Source organism: Pedobacter gandavensis (assembly GCF_014172405.1).
Classification (GTDB): Bacteria; Bacteroidota; Bacteroidia; order Sphingobacteriales; family Sphingobacteriaceae; genus Pedobacter; species Pedobacter gandavensis.
The window spans coordinates 67,225-89,669 of record NZ_WNXC01000005.1 but is presented as its reverse complement, the minus strand read 5'-3'; the positions used below and the strand labels follow the sequence as shown (position 1 = coordinate 89,669).

General features: G+C 42.0%; 22 protein-coding genes. 10 read left to right on the top strand and 12 right to left on the bottom strand.

Going from position 1 to position 22,445, the window contains the following annotated elements; all coding sequences use genetic code 11:
* Window positions 1-1,425: a hypothetical protein gene (locus GM920_RS14535; RefSeq protein ID WP_182958681.1), complete on the top strand. Its 1,425-nt coding sequence runs from the start codon at window positions 1-3 to the stop codon at window positions 1,423-1,425.
* A gap of 25 nt (window positions 1,426-1,450) precedes the next feature.
* On the top strand, window positions 1,451-2,431 hold the full coding sequence (locus GM920_RS14530; RefSeq protein WP_182958678.1) for a tail fiber domain-containing protein: 981 nt from the start codon (window positions 1,451-1,453) through the stop codon (window positions 2,429-2,431).
* A gap of 146 nt (window positions 2,432-2,577) precedes the next feature.
* Here GM920_RS14530 and GM920_RS14525 read toward each other — a convergent pair whose 3' ends face one another.
* Window positions 2,578-4,728, bottom strand: a complete 2,151-nt coding sequence (locus GM920_RS14525) for a S9 family peptidase (protein WP_182958676.1) — start codon at window positions 4,726-4,728, stop codon at window positions 2,578-2,580.
* Window positions 4,729-4,812: 84 nt separating this feature from the next.
* On the opposite strand from GM920_RS14525, the gene GM920_RS14520 reads away from it, so the two are divergent.
* The 5 genes from GM920_RS14520 to GM920_RS14500 all read left to right on the top strand — a co-directional run bounded on the left by GM920_RS14520 (window position 4,813) and on the right by GM920_RS14500 (window position 8,344).
* Entirely contained in the window at window positions 4,813-5,406 is a 594-nt protein-coding gene (locus GM920_RS14520) for a TlpA family protein disulfide reductase (protein ID WP_182958673.1), read from the top strand.
* 126 nt (window positions 5,407-5,532) lie between these two features.
* Window positions 5,533-5,940 carry a hypothetical protein gene (locus tag GM920_RS14515; protein ID WP_182958670.1) on the top strand — a complete coding sequence of 136 codons (408 nt, stop codon included), beginning with the start codon at window positions 5,533-5,535 and terminating at the stop codon, window positions 5,938-5,940.
* A 33-nt stretch (window positions 5,941-5,973) separates the two neighbouring features.
* On the top strand, window positions 5,974-6,567 hold the full coding sequence (locus GM920_RS14510; protein WP_182958668.1) for a penicillin-binding protein activator LpoB: 594 nt from the start codon (window positions 5,974-5,976) through the stop codon (window positions 6,565-6,567).
* A 25-nt stretch (window positions 6,568-6,592) separates the two neighbouring features.
* Window positions 6,593-8,029, top strand: coding sequence for a COG3014 family protein (locus GM920_RS14505; RefSeq protein WP_182958665.1), 1,437 nt, complete (start codon window positions 6,593-6,595; stop codon window positions 8,027-8,029).
* 36 nt (window positions 8,030-8,065) lie between these two features.
* Complete coding sequence (locus GM920_RS14500) at window positions 8,066-8,344, top strand: hypothetical protein (RefSeq protein WP_182958662.1); 279 nt, start codon at window positions 8,066-8,068, stop codon at window positions 8,342-8,344.
* A gap of 137 nt (window positions 8,345-8,481) precedes the next feature.
* Here the strand turns inward: GM920_RS14500 and GM920_RS14495 are convergent, their stop codons facing one another.
* The 9 genes from GM920_RS14495 to ruvX all read right to left on the bottom strand — a co-directional run bounded on the left by GM920_RS14495 (window position 8,482) and on the right by ruvX (window position 16,543).
* Window positions 8,482-10,023 (bottom strand): YifB family Mg chelatase-like AAA ATPase, encoded by a 1,542-nt coding sequence (locus GM920_RS14495; protein ID WP_182958659.1) that lies wholly within the window; start codon window positions 10,021-10,023, stop codon window positions 8,482-8,484.
* Between the two features lie 148 nt (window positions 10,024-10,171).
* A complete protein-coding gene (gene ffh, locus GM920_RS14490; protein WP_182958657.1) occupies window positions 10,172-11,512 on the bottom strand; it encodes a signal recognition particle protein in 1,341 nt (446 codons plus the stop codon).
* A gap of 84 nt (window positions 11,513-11,596) precedes the next feature.
* Window positions 11,597-12,598, bottom strand: coding sequence for a DUF3078 domain-containing protein (locus tag GM920_RS14485; RefSeq protein WP_182958654.1), 1,002 nt, complete (start codon window positions 12,596-12,598; stop codon window positions 11,597-11,599).
* Window positions 12,599-12,669: 71 nt separating this feature from the next.
* Window positions 12,670-13,005 (bottom strand): hypothetical protein, encoded by a 336-nt coding sequence (locus GM920_RS14480; RefSeq protein ID WP_235964536.1) that lies wholly within the window; start codon window positions 13,003-13,005, stop codon window positions 12,670-12,672.
* Window positions 13,002-13,784: a hypothetical protein gene (locus tag GM920_RS14475; RefSeq protein WP_182958650.1), complete on the bottom strand. Its 783-nt coding sequence runs from the start codon at window positions 13,782-13,784 to the stop codon at window positions 13,002-13,004. Before GM920_RS14475 ends, GM920_RS14480 begins: the two co-directional genes overlap by 4 nt.
* 48 nt (window positions 13,785-13,832) lie before the next feature.
* Complete coding sequence (locus GM920_RS14470; protein ID WP_182958647.1) at window positions 13,833-14,726, bottom strand: glucosaminidase domain-containing protein; 894 nt, start codon at window positions 14,724-14,726, stop codon at window positions 13,833-13,835.
* 17 nt (window positions 14,727-14,743) lie between these two features.
* Window positions 14,744-15,427 (bottom strand): glucosaminidase domain-containing protein, encoded by a 684-nt coding sequence (locus GM920_RS14465; protein WP_182958644.1) that lies wholly within the window; start codon window positions 15,425-15,427, stop codon window positions 14,744-14,746.
* 3 nt (window positions 15,428-15,430) lie between these two features.
* On the bottom strand, window positions 15,431-16,066 hold the full coding sequence (locus GM920_RS14460; RefSeq protein ID WP_182958640.1) for an O-methyltransferase: 636 nt from the start codon (window positions 16,064-16,066) through the stop codon (window positions 15,431-15,433).
* A gap of 60 nt (window positions 16,067-16,126) precedes the next feature.
* Entirely contained in the window at window positions 16,127-16,543 is a 417-nt protein-coding gene (gene ruvX / locus GM920_RS14455) for a Holliday junction resolvase RuvX (protein ID WP_182958638.1), read from the bottom strand.
* A 50-nt stretch (window positions 16,544-16,593) separates the two neighbouring features.
* On the opposite strand from ruvX, the gene GM920_RS14450 reads away from it, so the two are divergent.
* From GM920_RS14450 to GM920_RS14440, 3 genes are read left to right on the top strand one after another with little or no spacing between them, the layout of a single operon-like run.
* Window positions 16,594-17,742, top strand: coding sequence for a DNA polymerase III subunit (locus GM920_RS14450; protein ID WP_182958636.1), 1,149 nt, complete (start codon window positions 16,594-16,596; stop codon window positions 17,740-17,742).
* Window positions 17,743-17,744: 2 nt separating this feature from the next.
* Window positions 17,745-19,373, top strand: coding sequence for a PSP1 domain-containing protein (ricT, locus tag GM920_RS14445; protein ID WP_235964535.1), 1,629 nt, complete (start codon window positions 17,745-17,747; stop codon window positions 19,371-19,373).
* Window positions 19,366-19,845 carry a gliding motility lipoprotein GldH gene (locus tag GM920_RS14440; protein WP_182958633.1) on the top strand — a complete coding sequence of 160 codons (480 nt, stop codon included), beginning with the start codon at window positions 19,366-19,368 and terminating at the stop codon, window positions 19,843-19,845. The genes ricT and GM920_RS14440 overlap by 8 nt, the downstream gene beginning before the upstream one ends.
* 13 nt (window positions 19,846-19,858) lie before the next feature.
* Here GM920_RS14440 and GM920_RS14435 read toward each other — a convergent pair whose 3' ends face one another.
* Window positions 19,859-20,761, bottom strand: coding sequence for a DUF6266 family protein (locus tag GM920_RS14435; RefSeq protein WP_182958631.1), 903 nt, complete (start codon window positions 20,759-20,761; stop codon window positions 19,859-19,861).
* A 336-nt stretch (window positions 20,762-21,097) separates the two neighbouring features.
* Complete coding sequence (locus tag GM920_RS14430) at window positions 21,098-22,399, bottom strand: UDP-N-acetylmuramoyl-tripeptide--D-alanyl-D-alanine ligase (protein WP_182958629.1); 1,302 nt, start codon at window positions 22,397-22,399, stop codon at window positions 21,098-21,100.
* Window positions 22,400-22,445: the final 46 nt, after the last annotated feature.

Here is a 22,445-nt window from a genome sequence, read left to right as displayed (position 1 = left end):
ATGCAAATCAAACAAAAACGAAGAGATTATTGGATCAGATGTGCGATGGTTGCAATGGGTTTTGTGCTTTTTGCCCCGAAACAGGGAGCGGCACAATTTGTAGGCAATCCACTGATTCCGGTTCCGGGATCAGTGATCATTTACACCAATGACGCGAAGGGTGGACATCATCAGGTGGCAACCCTAGCAGATCGGGATAAGCTGAGCCCTTTAAGGCGGCAGCCGGGGATGCTGTGTACCGTTATGGATGATGGTACCGGGAAAACAAAAACCTATCAATTGATTTGTGCAGATGTGCCAGTTGAACTGGAGAATAATGCCAATTGGGTGTTGTTTTCTGCTGGAGCGGGGGCTGCGGGGAATAACCTGATTTATGGTGCTGGCTTACCCATGGCAGCAACAGGGAAAACGGGAGATTTCTATGTGAATACGACAGATCAAACACTTTTTGGTCCGAAGAAAGAAGATGCTACATGGCCAGCGCTTTTGTTACAGGGAAGTCCTAACGGCGCTGCCGGAGGTGCTTTGACAGGAACTTATCCGAATCCTTCGATAGCGGAAAAAGCAATTACAGTAGCGCATATAAAATCTGATGCCGCAGATCAGGTGATGGTCAGTGGCGCAGATGGTACGGTAACCTGGGTGGATAAAGCAACATTAGGTGGTGGCGGTGGTAGTGTTGGCGCGTTTAACGGAAACAGACCAATTACCGGTGACTTTTATAAGGATGTAAATCCTGGAACTAATGATCTTGCTAAATGGATTGAAGCGGTGTTTTATCCATCTTTAGGACCTTCAGCCAGTTTAACGAGTAACCCATCCGGTACCAAAGAAATGGGCCCGGCAGGTAATACTCCCGTTGTCCTGAACTGGACTGCAGGAAGAGCAAAAGAAACGGCAGAAATCACCAGTATTATTGTGGAAGGACAGGAAGTTTTTAGTGCTTCTCCAACTCCGGGTGGAACCGTTACAGGAACGGTAAATGTATCGGTTAGTGTGGCTGGAACCGCCAATCAATCCAAGTCATTTAAGCTGACAGTAAAAACAGCCGATAACAAAACAGCTGAAGCAACGGCCGCTTTAAACTTCCAATGGAAGCGCTATTATGGCTTTGCTACCGGTGGAGAGGATGGGGAGAGCTTTGTGCCAACTGATGCACAAATCTTGTCGCTGGCCCATAACGAATTTGGTAGCGGAGCGGCAGTTTCTAATAAAGCAGCAAGTCCTTCAGGGCGTCAAAAGCTAGTGATTGCCTACCCTTCAAGTTGGGGTGGATCTAAAATCGTAGTGGGCATTCTGGATTCTACCGGTGCTTTTGAAAGGACAACCAGGTCCTTTAGGAATGCCCTGGGCGGAGTCATAGATTATGTGATTTATGTGCAAAGAGACAATACTGCAGCGCCTTTAACTTTTACCATTCAATAAGCATCATTCCATATTTAGAACAGCAATGAAGAATTTTGAAAAAGCAAAGAAAAGATTTGAAAACTATATCCCAATGAAAGCGATTTATACATTTTGCGGACTCCTGTGTCTGGCCTCATTTTCGGCTGTCGGGCAAGTGAAAGTGATTGGTGCCCTAGAACCGAATGACCTGACGGATAAATATTCTACCCATAGCGATATCTATGGAAAAGGAGGTTTCCGCTCGGTAGCCAGCAATAAAGAAAGAGATGAGATTACTCCTGCGAGAAGGTCGGTAGGAATGTTGGTTTATTCCATCCAGGAAGAAAAATTCTTCCAGTTAAAAGGCGGATTAGCCAATAGCAATTGGGTAGAAAGTCAGATGGGTGGTGGTAATGATGGCGGTGGTAATACCGGGATCCTTACCCTCGAGAAAGGTGGAACGGGAGCAGCAACAGCTGAGGAAGCAAGAGTAAACTTAGGATTGGGTACGCTTGCCATTCAGAATAAAGATGCAGTGGAAATCACAAAAGGAGCAATTGATGGTACGCTGATTGGTAATTCTACCCCTGCACAGGGAAAGTTTACTACGCTGGATGTGAATTCCGAATTAACGGTAACGGGGCAGGTGATCGTGAACGGTGATATTAAGGCTTCCGGTGATGTAACGGCTAATTCTGATATCCGCTTGAAGAAGAATATTGTCACACTTCCTCCGGTTTCAGAACAGTTGAGGAGGCTCCATGCGGTATCATACGACCGTCGTGATATGGATCTGCACCAGATCGGGTTTATTGCACAAAATGTGCAGGAGTTCTTCCCTTCTTTGGTAAAAGTTGATAGTGACCCAAAGAAAACCCTTTCTTTAAATTATCAATCGATGACTGTTCCTTTATTGAAAGGATGGCAGGAACATGATGAGGAAATTGCAATTCAGCAAAGGGAATTGAAAAGCCTGAAATCTGAAGTAGAAGAATTGAAAAAGGCGGTTGCGGAGTTAAAAGAACTATTGAAGGCAAAGAAATAACCGCAAGCTTAAAGTTCCTGGAAAATCGCAGGAAAAGAATAATCATACTAAAAGGCCGTTTCCCTTGCTCTTGAATGTTTCCTAAAGCTAGCGCTTTATGGGGAAATTCGAGTTAAACAGTAGAAACGGCCTTTGTTTTTAGCGATTTATTTATTGATCCCTTCCAGGGCAAATAAGAACGAATAATTTAGCGCAATATCTTTTAAGTAATCGAATCTGCCGGATGCTCCCCCATGACCAAAGTCCATATCTGTTTTTAGCAGGAGTACATTCTTATCTGTTTTGGTCGCCCGGAGTTTCGCCACCCATTTAGCAGGCTCAAAATACTGTACCTGACTGTCATGGAGGCCAGTGGTGACCAACATATTCGGGTAAGCTTTTTTCTCAATGTTTTCATAAGGAGAATAGCTTTTCATGTAATCGTAAGCGGCTTTTTGTTTCGGATTTCCCCATTCATCAAACTCATTGGTGGTTAGCGGAATACTTTCATCCAACATCGTGTTGATCACGTCAACAAATGGAACCTGGGCAATAATCCCATGCCACATATCCGGTGCCATGTTGATTACTGCACCCATTAATAAGCCCCCTGCACTACCGCCTTGCGCATATAGATGACCTTTGCTGGTAAACTTCTGATCAATCAGGTATTGCCCGCAATCAATGAAATCGGTAAAAGTGTTTTTCTTTTTCATCAATTTACCATCCTCATACCATTGTCGGCCCATTTCCTGACCTCCACGAATGTGTGCAATGGCGTATACAAAACCCCTATCCAGCAAACTTAATCTGCTGCTATTGAAAGTGGCATCCATACTGGCGCCATAAGAGCCATAAGCATACAACAACAAAGGAGCATTGCCATCCTTGTTCAATCCTTTTTTATAAACCAGAGAAATGGGAACCTTGGTGCCATCTTTAGCTTTCGCATAAAGGCGTTCCGAAACATAATCTGTTTTATCATAACCACCCACTACTTCCTGCTGTTTCATTAGCTGCTGTGTCTTCGTGTCTGTGTTATAATCAAAAGTAGAAGTTGGTGTAGTTAGTGAAGAATAGATATAACGAAGCTTGTTACTTTGATAATCCGGGTTTGCACCTACTTGTGCCATATAAGTTGGCTCTTCAAAAGCAATGTGATAGGCCGTACCTTTTAGCGGGCGAACCTCTAAAGCGGTCAACCCATTTTTACGTTCAGTAACCACGATATGCGTCTTAAACTCATCCACTCCTTCCAGTAAAACATCTTTGCGATGTGGTATCACTTCTTTCCAGTTTTCTCTACCGGGTTTATCCAATGGACATTCCATCAGACGGAAGTTTTTCGCCTCCCAGTTGGTCAGAATTAAGAATTTATCATCTAATGGAATGACATCATACAATACCTCTTTTATCCTTGGCTGGAAAACCTTGAATGCCTCATTCGGTTTATCCGCATCCAATATTCTCATCTCATTGGATAATGTAGCTTGTGAATAAATGAAAATATACTTCCCGGATTTTGACTTGCCTACACCTATATAATTGGACTTATCTTTTTCTTCATAGACCGTCTCATCCAGTTTAGCATCTGTATTCAACAGGTGTTTTTTTATCTTTTCACTCAGTAGGGTTTCCGGGTTTTTTGCCGTATAGAAAATAGTTTTATTGTCTGCAGCCCAGGTGGCATCACCTTGTGTATTTGGAATGGCATCCTTAAACACTTCTCCGGTTTCCAGGTTTTTCACATGGATCACATATTGGCGTCTGGAGACTTTATCTACGCCGAAAGCCAACATTTTATTGTCCGGGCTAATTGCAAAACCAGTAGCGGAATAATACGGGAGACCTTCTGCCAATTGATCTACATCGAGTAAGATCTCCTCTTTGGCTTCCAGGCTTCCTTTTTTCCTGCAGTATTTATAATATTGTTTGCCTTCTTCACTTCTGGTATAATAGAAATAACCATTTTTAAAGACCGGAACTGACTCATCTTTTTCCTTAATTCGACCTTTCAACTCTTTAAAAAGATCTGCCTGGAGTTGTTTCGTTCCAGACATCATGGTATCCAGGTATTTGTTTTCTGCGCTGAGGTAATCGACTACTTCAGTACTGTCTTTACCTTTTTTAAAATAGTCAATCATCCAATAATAATTGTCTACCACCGTATCACCATGAATTGTTCTGATATGAGGTTTAACTTCCGCTACCGGTGGAGTAGCATTTGGCCATTTATAGGGTTCCATTTTCTGCGCTTTGTTTGTACAGGACAAAGCTACGCTGAGTAACAGTAATCCTGGAAGAGTTTTTTTTATCATAAGTTAGTAAAGGTTGAGGCATATTCTATACAAAATAGATTAATTTCTCTAATTTGGGATAATTTCAATTAAAGCTTTATCTAAATGAGAAAGATCTTCAATAAGAGTAATGTGATCAATGGGCTGTTGGGTGTGCTGATCTTGGTGGTTCTTTTTGTGCCATCGGCAAAAGCGTTGATGATTCAAGGACTGATGAAAGTAGGTTTGTTTGCACCAGACACTAGCATTGAGCATAGAAAGGCTACGGAAACCGAGCAGAGCGTAAATTTGGAGGGAATAAAGTTCAAAGATGCTGCTGGAAAAACAGTGGATTTAGGGGATTTAAAAGGAAAAGTGATCTTCCTTAACTTCTGGGCAACCTGGTGTCCTCCTTGTTTAGCAGAAATGCCATCGGTAAATAAACTATATGAGCAATTTAAATCTGATGAGGGTGTAGTTTTCATTATGGTGGATGCAGATAGCGATTTTCCAAAAGCAAAGAAATATATGGATAGAAAAGGGTACCAGATGCCGGTTTATGCGGTAGCAAGTCGCATTCCTCAGCAGCTGTTTGCAGGTTCATTGCCTACAACAGTAGTCTTGGATAAGCATGGCCGTATTTCTTATCATGAAGTTGGCGCTGCGGATTATGGGAATAAGAAGTTTGTCGACTTTATAAAACAGTTGAAAGCGGATTAAACCCTTAAAATTAACATTTTTTAACGTTGAAATGGCCGTTCAAAACGGTACCATGATTACCTTTGTATAGCCACATGATTGGCATAAATGTTGACATATTCTTCATTCAGATAAAAACATAAAAAGATGAAACGAAATTTGATATTTATCTTAACCTGCATCAGCAGTTTTGTTTATTCTACCATGAGTTATGCGCAAAAAACAGGACTCGTTCATGACCAAAATCCTAGGTATCTGGAAAGCCGCGCCAGATATATGGGCCTTGCTGATTCTCTGAATTTAACGCAGGGGAGTACGGTTCAAAACACTTATAAAGCTTACGATTGGTATACTGCCAGAGAAGAGCGTCGCCAGTTGCGTCGAGAAAGAAACAATAGCGACTGGTATAGTCCTTACGATTATAGTGGTGGGTATTATTACCCATCGTTTAATTATTATCCTAGATTTGGCTATTCTTTAGGTCTGGGATATGGTCATTATGGACGTAATGGAGGCTTTAATATTGGCTTTAACAGACATTGGGGCCGCTGGTAACCTACAACAATAGCACATTTATTTTTTAATTATATGCAATTCAAAAAGATAATAACCTTAGTGGCGATTGCTGCTTCTGGAATCATGATCAGTTCTTGCTCCAGACAAGTTACACGTGTAAATCCTGATCAAACGATCGATATCAGCGGTAATTGGAACAATACAGACTCCCGGTTAGTTGCCCAGGAGATGACTCAAAGCATTTTGGGAAGTAAATGGTTGCCGGAGTTTTTAGAAGCTAAAGGGGGCAAGAAACCAGTAGTTGTCGTAGGCGTGGTGACTAACAAGAGTCATGAGCACATTGATGCCGAGACTTTCGTGAAAGATGTAGAGCAGGCTTTTATCCAGAGTGGACGTGTAAGATTGGTTCAGGGTGGTAAAAAGAGAGAAGAGCTGCGTGCCGAAAAAGCAGATCAGCAGGATAATGCTTCCGTATCTACGATGAAGAAATTCGGATTGGAAAATGGTGCAGATTACATCCTTCAGGGTTCAATCAATTCTATTGTTGATTCGCACAAAAGACAAAAGGTGGTTTACTACCAGGTGAATCTTGAATTGACCAATATTCAGACCAATGAAGTGGTGTGGATAGGCGATAAGAAAATCACTAAATACGTTAAAAATTAGTCTGGCTTAACAGGCTAAATGTAACATGGTTAATATCAAAAATTATACTTTTAGAGCATCACTCCTTATCGGGTTGATGCTCTTTCTTTTTAGCTGTTCCAGCTATAATGAGATGATTACGCCATATTATAAGCAAGTGGCTAGCGGGAATTATACCGCGGCAATGAAGGAATTGGAAAAGAACAAACTTCTGCAAAAGCCGAGGAATAAATTGCTTTTTCTCCTGGAAAAAGGGAAAACCACTCATCTGATGGGAGACTATGAAAATAGCAACCGCTACTTCAATGAGGCTGATCAGCTGTTGGAAAATGGACTGGGAGGCACCATGGATGCTGTGGTTGGGACTTTGCTGAACCCAATGAACCAGGTGTATAAAGGAGAAGACTTTGAGAAGTTCATGATCCATTATTATAAGGCTTTGAATTATGTGTATCTGGCTAAGCCGGAAGATGCAATTGTGGAGGCCCGACGTATCGGATTACAGTCGCAGGAACAAGGTGATAAGTTCAATAATAAGGACAACCGCTATGCGAAAGATGCATTTTCTTTAATGCTCCAGGGCTTGATTTATGAGTATGATGGTGATATGAACAACGCTTTTATCGCTTATCGTAATGCGGCGGAGGTTTATCTGAGCAGCAAAGATCAGACTTATTATGGAACACCAATGCCGGAAACGCTGAAACAGGATGTTCTGAGAACGGCTGCGGCAATGGGTTTTACCGCGGAATTAAACCGCTTTGAGGAGCTTTTCCACCTCAAATACACACCAGAAAAGGCACCGGAAGGTGGCGAGCTGGTTTTCTTTTGGGAAAATGGACTTGCACCAGTAAAAGCACAGGAAGAGTTTTTCTTCTCCTTGGTAAAAGGGGAAGATGGCAATTTGTTCTTTACCAATGTTGGCGGAACAATCATCATTCCTTTCGGTGATGGTTATGGCAGCGGAGAGAATTTTAACGTCAATGCCATCCAGAGTTTAAGGGCTACTTATCCGAAATATGTGAGTAGGCCTCCATTTTTTAGTACTGCAACCTTAACAGATGGAAAGACAATCTTCGGCTTTCAGCAAGCAGAAGATATTAACGAATTGGCATATAAAACCTTACAGCAACGTTTTCTAAAGGAAATGACTAAGCTTTTAACCCGTCTCGCGGTGAAAAAGAGTGCGGAATATGTATTGAAGGAAAGCTCGAAAGGAACTGGAAAGAATGGGAAAGACAACACTTTACTGGAAGGCCTTGGTTTTGGCGTTCAATTGTATAGCCTACTTTCTGAGAAAGCAGATACCAGAAACTGGCAGTCTTTACCGGCTACCATCAGTTATGCACGTATTCCTTTACAAAAAGGGAAAAATACCATTTCGCTGAATTTAAAAGCATCGAATGGGACAGAAGAAACAAAAACAATAGAAGTGATGGGCACAGGGAGGTTGCAGTTTTTCAACTACTCCACCTTACGCTAGTCGCAGTGATCAGATCAATAAATTAGAATAAAAATTATGCAAGAGCCTTTTGATATTGAAATAGGAGATGTGAGTTACGCGGTTTTTCCAGAAGGAAATGATACCTATGTAATTTTTAAAGAAGGGAAAGAATATGCCCATATTCAAAAAGATACTGACCTTCAGTGGTTGAAATTGGATGAAGAAACAGCCCTTCCTTTATTTGAGTTCGATGAAGAAATCAATAATATCGGTAGAGAGATTTTGGCCTATGTGCCGGAAGTAGAAGAGGAAGACGAAGAAGGTCTGGATGAGGAAGAAGAGGACGAAGCCTAGTCCCGATTCTGCCTAATGTTCATTTTTTTAACTGTTTAATATTTTGAACAGTTAAAAAAATGAACAAATTTGAGTATCCTACTTAAACTGTACTTATCCTTTTCCTTTTCTTCCGGGCTCCTAGTGGTCTGTTGCTTTTAAGAAGCCCAACTGTCCCGATCCAGACTGCGGTAATTAATGGCTTCGGCTAGATGTTCTGACCGGATATCTTCCGTCCCTGCGAGGTCAGCAATTGTTCTGGCAACTTTTAAAATCCGGTCATAGGCTCTGGCAGATAGCCCCAGTCTTTCCATGGCTTTCTTAATCAAGGCCTGTCCTTTCTTATCTATCTGGCAAACTTGCCGAACCAGAGCGGCATTCATCTGTGCATTGCAATGCAAATCGGGTCTTCCATGAAAACGGATCCCCTGAATGGTTCTTGCCGCAATGACACGCCCCCTGATTTCTTCACTTTTTTCAGCCTCCGCGGAAGAGGTTAACTCTTTAAAATTTACGGGCGTCACTTCCACATGGAGGTCTATTCGATCCAGTAATGGGCCGGAAATCTTGCTGAGGTATTTTTGGACTAAACCAGAGCCACAGGTACATTCTTTGGAGGGGTGGTTATAGAATCCGCAGGGGCAGGGATTCATGGAAGCGATCAACATAAAACTTGCGGGATAACTAACGCTCAGTTTAGCTCTGGAAATGGTGATATTACGGTCTTCCAAAGGTTGGCGCATCACTTCCAAAACGCTTCTTTTAAACTCAGGTAACTCATCAAGGAACAGCACCCCGTTATGGGCTAAGGAAATTTCTCCGGGTTGTGGATTTGCACCGCCACCCACCAAAGCTACGTCCGAAATGGTGTGGTGAGGGCAACGGTAAGGCCGACTCGTTAGGAGCGCATCCAGTGCATTTAGCTTTCCGGCAACGGAATGGATTTTTGTGGTTTCCAGCGCCTCAGGAATACTCAATGGAGGTAAAATACTTGGTAATCTCTTCGCCAACATTGTTTTCCCTGCACCTGGTGGACCAATCAGAATCAGGTTATGGCCACCGGCAGCAGCGATCTCTAAGGCACGCTTGATATTCTCCTGACCTTTAACCTCAGAAAAATCATATTCAAAGCCCTCAGGTAATGGAAGAACACCGGTTGTGGTATCCAGCAAGGTAGGTGCAGGCTTGTCCTCCACATGCTTAAAAAACGCCACCACTTCCATCAGGTTGTTCATGCCGTAAACAAGTAGCTCTGTTACGATTGCTGCTTCCCTGGAATTGTCTTTGGGGAGGATAAAGCCTTTGAATCCTGCAGCATGGGCCTGTATGGCAATCGGCAAGGCGCCCCTAATGGGCTGTAATCCGCCATCTAAGGAAAGTTCTCCCATAATGAAGTATTGAGCAGTGTCTGCCACTTCAATTTGCCCTGAGGCTGCAAGAATAGCAATGGCAATAGGAAGGTCATAGGCGGAGCCTTCTTTGCGGATGTCTGCTGGCGCCAGATTAATGACAATCTTTTGTCTGGGCATTTTTAGTCCGGCCGACTGGATCGCGCTTTCTATCCTTCTTAAGCTTTCCCTGATCGTATTGTCCGGTAGGCCCACGATATGGTATTTGTTGCCGCCACCAATGCAGACTTCAATGGTAATGGTGAGCGCATCGACGCCAAAAACAGCACTTCCATAAGTTTTTACCAGCATAGTTAAGAGATCAGGTTCAGGTCTAATCTATGCGGATAACACATACCGTGGTTGGATTCTGGCAAATAAAACGTAAATAAAAAACCCGGCCTTGAAGAGCCGGGTTTTCTATTTTTATCAAAAAATATTCTTTTTAAAGCGCTGAATCCTACATTCTGCCCATTGGCATTTTCGGCATGTTCTTCATCATTTTCGCTGCTGCTGCAGGATTAGAGAACTGCTTCATGACTTTACGCATGTCTTCGAACTGTTTGATCAGTTTCGTCACATCTTCAATTTTGTTTCCTGAACCTTTAGCAATTCTTGCGCGTCTGCTTTGTTGAATGCTATCCGGGTTTTCACGCTCGAATTTGGTCATCGATTGGATAATGGCTTCCACATTTTTGAAAGCATCATCTTCGATCTCTACATTCTTCATCATTTTGCTGACCCCTGGAATCATGCCCATCAAGTCTTTCATGTTACCCATTTTCTTGATCTGCTGAATCTGGCTGTAGAAATCGTTGAAATCGAATTTGTTCTTACGAATTTTCTTTTGAAGTTCTGCAGCTTCTTTCTCGTCAAACTGCTCTTGTGCACGCTCAACAAGGGAAACCACGTCACCCATACCCAAGATACGTGAAGCCATCCTGTCTGGATAGAAGACATCCAGGGCTTCCATTTTCTCACCGGTACCAATAAATTTAATCGGCTTGTTCACAACCGATTTAATCGATAATGCCGCACCACCACGGGTATCACCATCCAGTTTGGTTAACACCACCCCGGTAAAGTCTAACCTTTCGTTAAATGTTTTTGCCGTATTCACCGCATCTTGTCCGGTCATGGCATCCACTACAAAAAGAATTTCGTGTGGTTTTGTATGTTCTTTTACGGCAGCGATCTCATTCATCATCTCCTCGTCTATTGCCAGACGACCTGCCGTATCAATAATAATTACATTGTTGTGGTTCTTTTTACCTTCAGCAATACCTTCCATCGCAATAGCTACCGGATCCTTCGATGCGATATTTGCATATACAGGCACGCCAATCTGCTCCCCAAGAATCTGTAACTGGTCTACCGCCGCAGGGCGATACATGTCACCCGCAACCAATAAAGGTTTCTTGCCTTTACTTTTCAGGTGGTTGGCCAGTTTTCCGGCGAAGGTAGTTTTACCTGCACCATTCAGTCCGGCGATCAATATGATGGTTGGATTGGTTTTAAGATCTAACTCTGTCACTTCACCACCCATTAGGGCAGTTAGCTCATCGTTCATTACTTTGGTCAGCAACTGACCTGGAGAAACAGCAGTAAGTACATTTAAGCCCAGCGCTTTTTCTTTTACCTCATCGGTAAAGCTCTTTGCTGTTTTGTAATTTACGTCGGCATCTAACAAAGCCTTACGGATTTCTTTCATGGTTTCGGCCACGTTGATTTCTGTAATACTGCCTTGTCCTTTTAAAACTTTAAATGCACGGTCTAGTTTATCCTGTAAATTTTCAAACATTTTCTTTAATGCTTAGTGTTCAATTTTTTGTGAAAGCCAAAGTTATTAAATTTGGCGGAATGAATGCGGAATAATTGTAAAGTATTACCTCGGGAAAACAAACATCACGCCGAGGGCGAGGACCTGACTGGCCTGAATTCGCGGATCATTATCCTTATCAAACAGTCCTACGCAGGTAAGGGAGACATTCATCAGCCTGTTTAGCTTAGATCTCACTTCTACATCCAGACGGTGATCGATGTGCTCCAAAGGTCTGTCGTATGGAATAAACATCTGATACCTTGATTTTAAGAAGGTATTTGGAAATACTTCTTTCTCAAAATTGGCAACCACCTGAAAAGCGAGCTCATTTTTGAACTTTTTGCCTCTTTCCAGACCATAATTACTGTTGTTATTTTTATAAATCGTGGTGTCCAGTACAAAAGTCTGACGGGCAGTACCTGTACCAATCCTCGTAGAGAAAAACTTATTCGGTTTATACTCAAAACCCATAGATTCTGTTAAATAACCCGGGGCCATAAATCTGGAAATCAAGATTTCTGATTCCACACCCTCACTGTTGGTAGAATATTTAAAACCTTTGTCAAATTGAGATTCAAAGTTGATGGAACCGAAGAAATACCAGTTTTTAGACATTTGAATGGCGGCCTTGTTGTCCCAGAAGATACGGTCTCTTGTCTTTTTCTGAAGTTGTCCTTTATTTCTAACCTTTCCATATTCCAGGATCAGTTCACTCACATAACTATAACTTTCTTTGCTGTATTCGGCTTTGTAATTTACCAATCCGCCGATGGCCAGGGAGTTTACCCCACCACCTTTCCAGTTATTCGAAAAGGTTGCCTGGTTGAAATTGATGCCCACAGAAGTTCTGGTTTTCCAGTAATTCACTTTTGCATCCACTACAATCGGAGCAAAGGGAACGGGTTTAAAGTTTAGGTTTCCTGTTCTGGAAGGCAGCGGACTGCGCTTAAGTTTGATGTCTAAACCTTTGGTATCAATTGGAATGCTATCTACTACTTCCTGTGCAGATGCTGAATTGAGGGACACGACTAAAACCAATAAGAAGCTGACGTAAAAAATCTTCATTCCTACAAAGAAAAACAAAAATGTTGCTTATTAAAAGTTTAATAGCAAACTTATTGCAGATGCTGAGGTAATTACGGCTTTTCAGCACGATAGAGCCACCAGGAAAAGAACTTACGTCTTTTTAAATAACCTAAATCCTGTTCATTGGCGTAGGCTTCGCGCTCAAATCGGATGTTAAAGTAGGCCAGATAATGGTTTTTAAAGCGATAAAGGTTGAGCAAATAATTCAAACCGTATAAAAGATAGAAGGGAAGGACCAACAGTTCCAGTTGCTGGCGCAAGTGAATGCGCTCATGGTTGATTAACGTTGGATTGGTCTTTTGATGCTTATTTTGCAGAATGATAAAGGGAAAGATGGCCATCGCATTGGCAGACATCCGGGGCCATATCAAAAAGAAATACCTCAAAACTCATCAACGGTTAATTTCGGTAGTGGTTGAAGCCGGAATGCGGCCGGATTTCGCTTATAACTGGAATAACTGTTTTTCAGGAACACAATAAAGGCATAATCGGATGCCGTTAATGCAAACTGATACGTAGGCCGATATTGTAACATGAAATCTGAGGCTTCATAATCCCCGATATGGAGTACCCTTTTGACATACTCGGGTTTAAATCTATAGTCAATAATAGCTTCTTTATAGTCCTTTTCGAGGATCTTCTGCAGGTGTCTGGCATTCTTGCCATCGCGGCTCAGTAAATTGTAAATGGCATCAATACCTAGTCCCACACCTCCGGTTCCAAGATTCAGCAGGTCTTTAGCTTTGCCTTTATCCAGCGCATATTTATATTCTTTTAAGCTGAGTTCATGACGTTGCTGTGGCGTATATTTATCGCCGATAATAGCGACCTCTTTCAGGCTGATGCCCAAAGATTTGAGTTGAAAGTAAACGGCATTCTGGCCTTTATAGACGATCGTGTCCAGCGCATACCCTTGTAACACGGCGAATAAGGTATCTCCAACAGTGGCTTTGATGCTAAATTCCCCTTTGGGATTGTTGTAAATACCTTCATCCTTACTGGAATTATAGATATAAACCTTTGCCAGGCGTAATTTCGATTCCTTATCCACCACAAATCCCCTTACAACAGGTTGCTGAGTCACAGCTCGCTGTAGCGCAGGTTGTTGTGCTGAAATTTTAAAACCTATAAAAGAAAGTAAAAAGAATAATCCTAACCGCTTCATTAAATACAAAATTACAAGATATCCAGGGCTCCGGATTAAAGATTAACATTATTTAACTAAGATCAACTTTTGTCCGATTTTGATACCCTCTTCTGCGAGCCCATTTAACGTTTTGATCGTTTCAATGCTCAGGTTGAATCTTTTAGAAAGATTGTAAAGGGTATCTCCTTTTTGCACCGTATAAGTCTTATCAGGTCCCAGAGGGTCTACAGATCCCGGTCCGGCAGGTACAGTGCCTGTGGTATCGGTTGGCGTTTTGATCACCTGTTTAGAAGGAGGCGTCGCTACCGGAGTAAATTTTTGCTTTTCCTGAGTGATGCCTGCATTGATTTGCGCGAATACTTTGTCTTCTCTTTTCAGTTTCTCTCTTTCCGTTTCCGATTGATCATATTGGTTCAACTGATATTTTTCAATGATATTGATCAGCATCGTCGGATATTTCGGATTGGTCGCATATCCTGCTTGTTTTAGACCGTAAGCCCAGTTTTTGTAGTCATTCTTGTCCAGCTCAAAAAGGAAGCTGTAACGTTTTCTTTTGAGAAACTGCGAATGATCTTTATAAGATTCTCTTGCATCTTTATACACGCGGAAGCAATCATCAGCCTGATCATCATCTTTATAATAAGCCTTTCCTTTCCATTCAGAAGTACATTTAATGCCAAAATGGTTGTTGGCAAACTTAGCCAGGCTGCTGTTTCCGCTACCAGATTCAATGATTCCTTGTGCCAGTGTAATGCTTGCAGGAATTCCAAATGCATTCATTTCTTCAATGGCCACGGTTTTAAACGCCTCAATGTAGTTTAAAGTAGTATAAGAAGGCATGTCTGGATTTGCTTTATTGGCCGCTTTCTCTATCTGTTTGTTATTGCGACTGTATTGTTTGGTTTTACAGGCAAAGAATAACGGGAGGATCAGGGAAAGGAGTACTATTCTACTTTTCATTAGAAAGTTATTGTTCATTAGATTCTTATTTTTTGTCCGGGTTTCAGGCGTATGCTCTTCAATCCGTTCTTTTTCATAATTGCTTTGGTACTGGTATGGTAACGTTTGGCAATGGTACTTAAATTATCACCGCTTTTAACCGTATATCTTCTTCCGCTGGCTGTTGAAGCTCTTTTTGCACTATGCTTTACTGGCACAAGGGCAGGCTCTACATAATCCTCCGGTCTTTCATCATATTGGTAAAGTTCGTATTTTTTGATGAGACCAACAATTTGCGAGGACCAGGAGCGGCTGTGCGCATATCCTCCACGTTGGATTCCTCTGGCCCAGGCCCGGTAATCGTACTGATCATATTTGTCGAATAAAGGACTGAAAGTTGCCCTGCTTTTCAAAAATTCAATAAAATGATCATAGGAGGCTTCGACTGTTTCATAATCCCGATAGGCGGAACGGATTTCTGTATTGCTATTGGGACCTTTGATGCCAAAATGGTTGTTCATATACCGGGCAATTTTGCTTTGTCCGGAAGCAGATTCATGAATGGCAACGGCAATGATGACGCTGGCCGGAATGCCATTGTCCCGCATAAGCTCCTGGGCGTGATCTACACGTTCAGTAATATAATCTTCTGTACTTTGGGCCTGCGCAGCAACACTAAAAAGTGTGATGCTGAGCAAAATCGACCATAGTTTTTTAACCATATTTTATTTTTTTCTGATGATAAACAATCCGTCCCTAATGGGGAGGATCAGTTTTTCTACACGGTCGTCTGCCGCAATTTTATCATTAAATGTACTTATATTTTTAGTTCCTTTATCTTGATCCTGCTTCAACACTTTGCCACTCCAAAGTACATTATCTACGATAATCAGTCCTCCGGGGCGTACACGGTCGAAAATCTGGTCGTAATAAGTACCATTGTTTTTTTTATCGGCATCAATAAATACCAGGTCAAAAGTCTCCTCTAAGTCATTGATGGTCTGCGTGGCATCTCCTAAAATGTAACGGATTTTCTCTGGATTAGGGGCAGCAGCAAGATTGCGGATCACCATTTCTTCCAGTTCCTCATTCTTGTCAAGGGTATAAATAATACCATCTGTAGTGAGCCCTTCTGCCAGACATATCGTCGCATAACCAGTGAACGTCCCAATTTCTAAAATTCTGTTCGGACTGATCATTTTACTCAAAAAACTCAATACGCGACCTTGGTAATGTCCGGAAATCATTCTTGGCATCAGTACTTTAAGGTTGGTTTCCCGGTCTATCTTCTTCAATAAATCCGATTCAGGTTCGCAGTAATTGAGCAGCAGTTGCTGCATTTCGTCATTAATCAGGCTCATAATTATTTGTTCAGCATTCTTATTCTTATCATTTGATCTGGTGTGCAATTATTAATTGCACTATAAACGGGGCTGTTCCATAAAATATTGCAGGATGATGGTTGCAGCAATGGTGTCCACGCGATCTTTATCCCTTCGGTCTTGCTTTTTGAAGCCACTTTGCATAATGGTTTGATGAGCCAATTTAGAGGTAAATCGCTCATCGATCCAGAATTGTGGGATATCAGGGAAGGTTCTCCGTAAGATTTTTGCAAAACCTTTCACATGCTGTTTGGATTCCGAAGGTGTGCCATCCATTTGTATGGGATCTCCAAGAACAAAGGCTTCCACAGCTTCTGTGAGCATATATTTTTTCAGGTATTCGATGATGTCTTTCGGATGTATGGTATCCAGCCCGGTGGCAATAATTTGCAGGGGGTCTGTAACGGCAATTCCGATCCGTTTTGTTCCGTAATCAAAAGCTAGAATTCTAGGCATAAATGCAAATATGCAAATCAATAATCTAAAAAATTGTTATTTTGCACCAAATGCAATTTAAAGACATCATCGGACAGGAACAGATTAAGGCGCAGTTGGTACAAACGGTTGCGGAAAACAGGGTGAGTCATGCCCAGTTATTTTTGTCGTCTGAAGGGAGTGGTGCTTTACCTCTGGCCATCGCTTATGCGCAATACATCAATTGTGTTGATAAGCAGGGTGATGATAGCTGTGGGGCTTGTTCTTCCTGCCGGAAGTACGAGCGCTATATTCATCCGGATTTGCATTTTTCCTATCCTTTTTTCGCCTCAAAAGATGCCAGAATTGCCGTTGATTTGATCGATGAATGGCGCGGTATGCTGCTGGAAGATCCTTATTTTGACATGGATATTTGGCGCTCTAAGTTGAATGCGGAGAATAAACAGGCAAACATTAACATTGCCGAATGTCATGATATTATAAAAAAGCTGAGCTATAAAGCTTTTGAAGCAGAGACAAAGGTTTTGATCATGTGGCTGCCCGAATATCTGGATAGAGAAGGAAATGCCCTGCTGAAAATTATTGAAGAACCACCTGCAAACACCTTGTTTTTATTGGTGGCAAATAACCAGGAGCAGATTTTGTCGACCCTGTTGTCCAGGACGCAAATTGTAAAAATTCCTAAGCTTCCTCATGAGACGATTGAAAATTACCTTACGGAAAGACATGGGATGCCGGAGGAGCAGGCTGTTGAATATAGCTTTCTGGCGGATGGAAATCTGATCGAGGCCAAACTACTATTGGCGAACACGCAAAATGGCAATGCGGATAAGTTTGCGGAGTGGCTGAGGATGGGGTATGGCAACCGTGTGTTAGAACTGACTACTTTTGTGGATCAGGCCGCAGGTTGGGGTAGAGAAAATCAAAAGAATTTTTTAAAATACGGAATTAATTTTCTGAGGGAATGTAGCCTCCTGTTGAGTGATGCAGAAGTGCTCGTAAAACTGCCTGCAAGAACATTAGATACCGCAAAAAAGCTTAGTGAAAAGGTTCTGGATTTGCCGATGGCGGAGGCCATTATCCAGGAACTGGAACGCGCTCATTACCATATTGAAAGGAATGCAAACCCTAAAATTCTGTTTTTAGATGTATCTTTACAATTGGTAAAAATAATTAAGTTTAAAACGCTCCCGAAAGGGACTCAATATATATACAATTAACTATGGGATGTGGAAGTTGTTCTACAGGTGGCGGTTGCGCCCCCTCGGGCTGCAAAAGTAATGGCTCATGCCTTACTGGAGGATGTCAGAAATTAGAAGTTTACGATTGGCTGTCGAATTTAGATATGCCCTCAAATTATATACCTTTTCAAGTAGTAGAAGTTAAATTTAAAGGTGCCAGGAAGGAATTTTTCCTGAACAACGAGAACATCTATCTTGAGATTGGGGAATTAGTGGCCGTAGAAGGGCCAACAGGCGGTTACGACATTGGCCATGTTTCTCTTACAGGAGAATTGGTGCGTATGCAGATGAAACGTCGTAAGACCCCGATTGATCAGGTAACCAGAAAGATTTACAGGAAAGCTACTGAAGCGGATGTAGAGAAGTGGAAACTGGCAAAAGGTTTGGAATGGGAAACCATGCATAAGGCACGTACCTTAGCTTTAGATTTACGTTTATCGATGAAAATCAGTGATGTAGATTACCAGGGTGATAAAACCAAGGCGACTTTCTTCTATACTGCTGAAGGGCGTGTAGATTTTAGAGAATTGATCAAGAAAATGGCGGAAACGTTTAGAATCAGGATCGAAATGCGTCAGATTGGAATGAGACAAGAAGCGGGCAGATTGGGCGGAATTGGCTCATGTGGACGTGAATTGTGCTGTTCTACCTGGTTGACAAACTTTAAAACGGTATCTACTGCTGCTGCAAGGTATCAGAATTTGTCGCTAAATACCTTGAAACTTGCCGGGCAATGTGGGAAGTTGAAATGTTGCTTAAACTATGAGTTGGATACCTATCTTGATGCTTTGAAAGACATTCCAGATCGTGTAGAAAACCTGCAAACGGAAGTTGGCGTTGCACGTCATCAGAAGACCGATATCTTTAAGAAATTGATGTGGTTCAGCTACCCAAATATGGAAGACTGGATTCCTTTGAAAGTGGATCGTGTGAAAGAGATCATGGCCATGAATAAGAAAGGGTTGAAGCCAAATAACCTGAAGGAAGAAGCGGTAGAACTGGTTTCTAACACGGTTATTGAGAAAATCCCTGATTACGAAAATGTAGTTGGACAGGACAGCTTAACGCGTTTGGATGACAAGCCTAGAAACAAAGGTAATCGCAATAATAACAACAGAAATAGTGCGCCACGTACAGGTGAGCAAAGAACGAATAATAACCCCAATCGGGGAGATAAAACGGCCAGACCGGAAAAACAGGCGAGACCTGGGCAAGCACCAAGACCTCGTCCGGAAGGCAATAAAAATGCCCCTGCGGGTCAGCCGAATCCTAATGCACAGCCAAAAGGACAAGGGACTACTCCAAACGCAGCTCCTGCTAAGGCACAACAGGGAGCTGGCAATGCTGGCCAACCGAAAGGGCAACCTAGAGGTGCTGGTAAAGCTGCCGGTACGCCAGGAAACGCAGGGCAGCAAAAAAATCAAGCACAACCAAAGGCCGCTGGACAGCCAAAGGCAGCAACACCAGCAGGTAGTGTCACAGCTCCAGCTACGAATGCAACACCAGCGCCTGCAGATGGAACGACTCCTGCTCCAAAGCCAAGCCGTAACAACAGGAACAGAAATAATAACCGCAGAAAAAAACCAACGGATAAGCCTGCAAATGAATAATTTTAAAGCAGTTTTAATGCTAATTACGGGTATCACAGCCGCTCTTTTGAGCGGTTGCGATACCAATAATGTGATTGACAATAATGTTTCTATGCCCTCCAGAAATTGGAGCTATGACCATAAAGTAAAAGCGGTAGTTGACATTACCGATAGCAGCAAGCCTTATAATATCTATTTTAAGCTTCGCCATACCGCTGATTATGGCTATTCCAACATCTTTGTCTTAATGCACCTGAACAAGCAAGGCGAGAAAAAGGCGAGCAGACGATACGAATACCGTCTGGCACAACCTGATGGCCAATGGAATGGTGCTGGATCCGGCAACCTTTACACCTATACTTTGCCCTTACTGACCAATTATAAGTTTCCTTCTCCAGGAAAATATGAGTTGGAACTGGAGCAAAATATGCGTGATAACCCACTTAAAGAAATCAGTGACGCGGGAATAAAGGTTTCTGCAATAGCTCAGTAAGAAGCATTTAACCTTAATTATCCAGTAATTTGCTGCTATCTTTTTGGGGATCTAATGTTTCCGAGATATGGCGAATACTTGATTTAAGGGTTAAATAATTAGCTTCCAGGGCTATAAAAGCTTTGTCTTCAATTCTTTCCCCCTTTTGTATTTCCGTCAATTGTTGGATATATAATTTTGTGACCTGTGTTAACCTGGATTTAAGGTCGTTAATTTTCCTTTTCTCTTCATATTTTACATCCATCGCTGTCATCTCTGCAGACATCGCTAAACGTTCCAAAGGCTGATTTAGCATTCCAAGATACATGCTGTCTGAAATTTTGGCGCCATCAGCGCTTTTAAGGCTGATGTAGACCGCCAAAGGGGAGTCAAGATCTTCTTCGTCCATTGCTATAAAATGAGCGCCCTCGCTTCTCCTTGCCGCATTTAAATATTGATCCGCTTTTTTTCGGGCCGTATAATAAATTAAGATCATGACCTGATCGTCATATTCTTCCGCTTTAAATTTTAGTTTAGGGTCCCAGTTAAATTGCAGGCCAGTTGCTGTTTGACGGAATTTCATATCCGTAATTTGAGCTAATTCGCCCTGGCTGACAATCACCTTCGTAAAATCGACCCGAATGTTGGGGTAAACTCCTTTTAAAGCATGTTTTTTGTGGTAACTGACGGCCAGATTATGTGGATTTTTGTCGATCCCTTTTACCTGTTGTCCAAAGCCAATATTGATAAATTTGAGTATGGGACTGAGCAGTTTTGTGGTGACTGCCATGGCTTGGCAATTGGCCTTTTGTAATTCAGTTTGTGAGCCTGGAACCCCAGCCTGCTTGCAAATCAATTTTCCGTTTCTTTCATAGAAAATTACGTCTCCGATTTTTCCATTGGGTATCCCGAGGGGACTGCTTTTAAATGTTGCCATTGATCTTTTTTTTAGGGTTAAATTTATTTTTAACCTTGATCAAGGTAGCGTTTAAATTCCTGTATAATTGAAGTTTATGTCAGCTGCAATGTATATACTCATTTAAATTGGGAGGTTATAGCTGGTGATTTTCAAGGGGATTTCGCCGGTTTTGAAAGGCTGATTTGGCGCTGTTTAGCCCTAGCAAAGCCCTAGCAGAGCCGCAGAAAATCCCTTGAAATTTTGATTTCTATAACAAGTGTTTTAAGGGCGTTTTTGTTTTCTTTTTGATTTGTATTTAGAATGAAATTCTATACAAAAATGGTATCGGAATAAAGATAATGAATGATTTACCGCTTATAATAACGGCAGTAATTGTTCGAGAGCCATCCCTCTCGAGCCTTTTAACAAGACCAGGCTATCTGCAATGGATTCTTTTTCCAGGAATTCTTTGGCTTCAGCCGGGCTTTGGAAGAAATGGCCCCTATGGGCTCCTTTTTCATCGTAAAAGTGTTTTCCAATGAAAATGAGCGTATTGATATGGGTTTTTTCTGCTTCGGAAATGATGAGTTGGTGTTGTGCAGCGGCTTCGCTGCCCAGCTCAAACATGTCTCCGATAATCACCACTTTTTTTGTCGCAGAAAGGGATGCTATATTGGCAAGAGCCGCGATCATGCTACTCGGATTGGCATTGTAAAAATCACAGATGACCGTGTTTTTATCCGTTTTGCTCAGCTGTGAACGGTTATTTTTCGGTTGGTATCCAGATAATCCCGCATTGATCTCTGCTTCAGTCAAGCCAAAGAAATGACTGATGACAATCGCTGCAAGGATGTTTTCGAAATTATAGGCACCAGTTAGCTGGGTATGAACTTCATGCTTTTTTACCTGATCCGTCCAGGAAAGTTCTAAAAATGGATCTGTTTTTAATAAGGTACCGGAGATGGTATTGTTCGCTTGTTTACCATAATACACGGTTTTTGTTAAATCTGCAGCTGCAGTCATCTCTAATAAATAGGGATTATCACGGTTGATAAAAGCAGTACCATCGTGTTTTTTTAGGTAGGCAAAAAGCTCAGCTTTTCCTTTCTTAACGCCTTCAAACCCGCCAAATCCATCTAAATGAGCCATGCCGATATTGGTGATCAGGCCATGGGTTGGTTGTGCGAGTTCACATAAAAATTCGATTTCTTTTTGGTGATTTGCACCCATTTCTATCACTGCAATTTCCGTTTCTGAGGTCAAGGAAAGTAGGGAAAGCGGGACACCAATATGGTTATTGAGGTTGCCTTTTGTGGCAAAAGTTTTATATTTTTCAGAAAGAACGGCATTGATCAGTTCTTTGGTCGTGGTTTTACCATTGCTTCCGGTTAGGCCAATAACCGGAATATGGAGTTGCTCACGGTGGTATTTAGCCAGTTGCTGTAAGGCGGTCAACACATCTGGCACTAAAATAGTGCGATCATCCAGAAGAAAATCAGGATTATCGATGATGGCATAGGCTGCACCTAGATTTAAAGCTTGTGCAGCAAAGGAATTGGCATCAAAATTTTCTCCTTTTAAGGCAAAAAACAAACAGTCTTTGGTAATGCTCCTGGTATCGGTGCATACTGTACGGTGGCTTAAAAAATGTTGATACAGGGAATTGCTGGTTGACATGTGCTTAAATCTAAATGATATGGTAAAATTACACTATGAAAGAGAA

Excerpts from the sequence above, each read along its gene's own strand:
- GM920_RS14535 (WP_182958681.1), top strand. The coding sequence starts at position 1 with ATGCAAATCAAACAAAAACGAAGAGATTATTGGATCAGATGTGCGATG.
- GM920_RS14530 (WP_182958678.1), top strand. The coding sequence starts at position 1,451 with ATGAAGAATTTTGAAAAAGCAAAGAAAAGATTTGAAAACTATATCCCA.
- GM920_RS14525 (WP_182958676.1), bottom strand. The coding sequence starts at position 4,728 with ATGATAAAAAAAACTCTTCCAGGATTACTGTTACTCAGCGTAGCTTTG.
- GM920_RS14520 (WP_182958673.1), top strand. The coding sequence starts at position 4,813 with ATGAGAAAGATCTTCAATAAGAGTAATGTGATCAATGGGCTGTTGGGT.
- GM920_RS14515 (WP_182958670.1), top strand. The coding sequence starts at position 5,533 with ATGAAACGAAATTTGATATTTATCTTAACCTGCATCAGCAGTTTTGTT.
- GM920_RS14510 (WP_182958668.1), top strand. The coding sequence starts at position 5,974 with ATGCAATTCAAAAAGATAATAACCTTAGTGGCGATTGCTGCTTCTGGA.
- GM920_RS14505 (WP_182958665.1), top strand. The coding sequence starts at position 6,593 with ATGGTTAATATCAAAAATTATACTTTTAGAGCATCACTCCTTATCGGG.
- GM920_RS14500 (WP_182958662.1), top strand. The coding sequence starts at position 8,066 with ATGCAAGAGCCTTTTGATATTGAAATAGGAGATGTGAGTTACGCGGTT.
- GM920_RS14495 (WP_182958659.1), bottom strand. The coding sequence starts at position 10,023 with ATGCTGGTAAAAACTTATGGAAGTGCTGTTTTTGGCGTCGATGCGCTC.
- ffh (WP_182958657.1), bottom strand. The coding sequence starts at position 11,512 with ATGTTTGAAAATTTACAGGATAAACTAGACCGTGCATTTAAAGTTTTA.
- GM920_RS14485 (WP_182958654.1), bottom strand. The coding sequence starts at position 12,598 with ATGAAGATTTTTTACGTCAGCTTCTTATTGGTTTTAGTCGTGTCCCTC.
- GM920_RS14475 (WP_182958650.1), bottom strand. The coding sequence starts at position 13,784 with ATGAAGCGGTTAGGATTATTCTTTTTACTTTCTTTTATAGGTTTTAAA.
- GM920_RS14470 (WP_182958647.1), bottom strand. The coding sequence starts at position 14,726 with ATGAAAAGTAGAATAGTACTCCTTTCCCTGATCCTCCCGTTATTCTTT.
- GM920_RS14465 (WP_182958644.1), bottom strand. The coding sequence starts at position 15,427 with ATGGTTAAAAAACTATGGTCGATTTTGCTCAGCATCACACTTTTTAGT.
- GM920_RS14460 (WP_182958640.1), bottom strand. The coding sequence starts at position 16,066 with ATGAGCCTGATTAATGACGAAATGCAGCAACTGCTGCTCAATTACTGC.
- ruvX (WP_182958638.1), bottom strand. The coding sequence starts at position 16,543 with ATGCCTAGAATTCTAGCTTTTGATTACGGAACAAAACGGATCGGAATT.
- GM920_RS14450 (WP_182958636.1), top strand. The coding sequence starts at position 16,594 with ATGCAATTTAAAGACATCATCGGACAGGAACAGATTAAGGCGCAGTTG.
- ricT (WP_235964535.1), top strand. The coding sequence starts at position 17,745 with ATGGGATGTGGAAGTTGTTCTACAGGTGGCGGTTGCGCCCCCTCGGGC.
- GM920_RS14440 (WP_182958633.1), top strand. The coding sequence starts at position 19,366 with ATGAATAATTTTAAAGCAGTTTTAATGCTAATTACGGGTATCACAGCC.
- GM920_RS14435 (WP_182958631.1), bottom strand. The coding sequence starts at position 20,761 with ATGGCAACATTTAAAAGCAGTCCCCTCGGGATACCCAATGGAAAAATC.
- GM920_RS14430 (WP_182958629.1), bottom strand. The coding sequence starts at position 22,399 with ATGTCAACCAGCAATTCCCTGTATCAACATTTTTTAAGCCACCGTACA.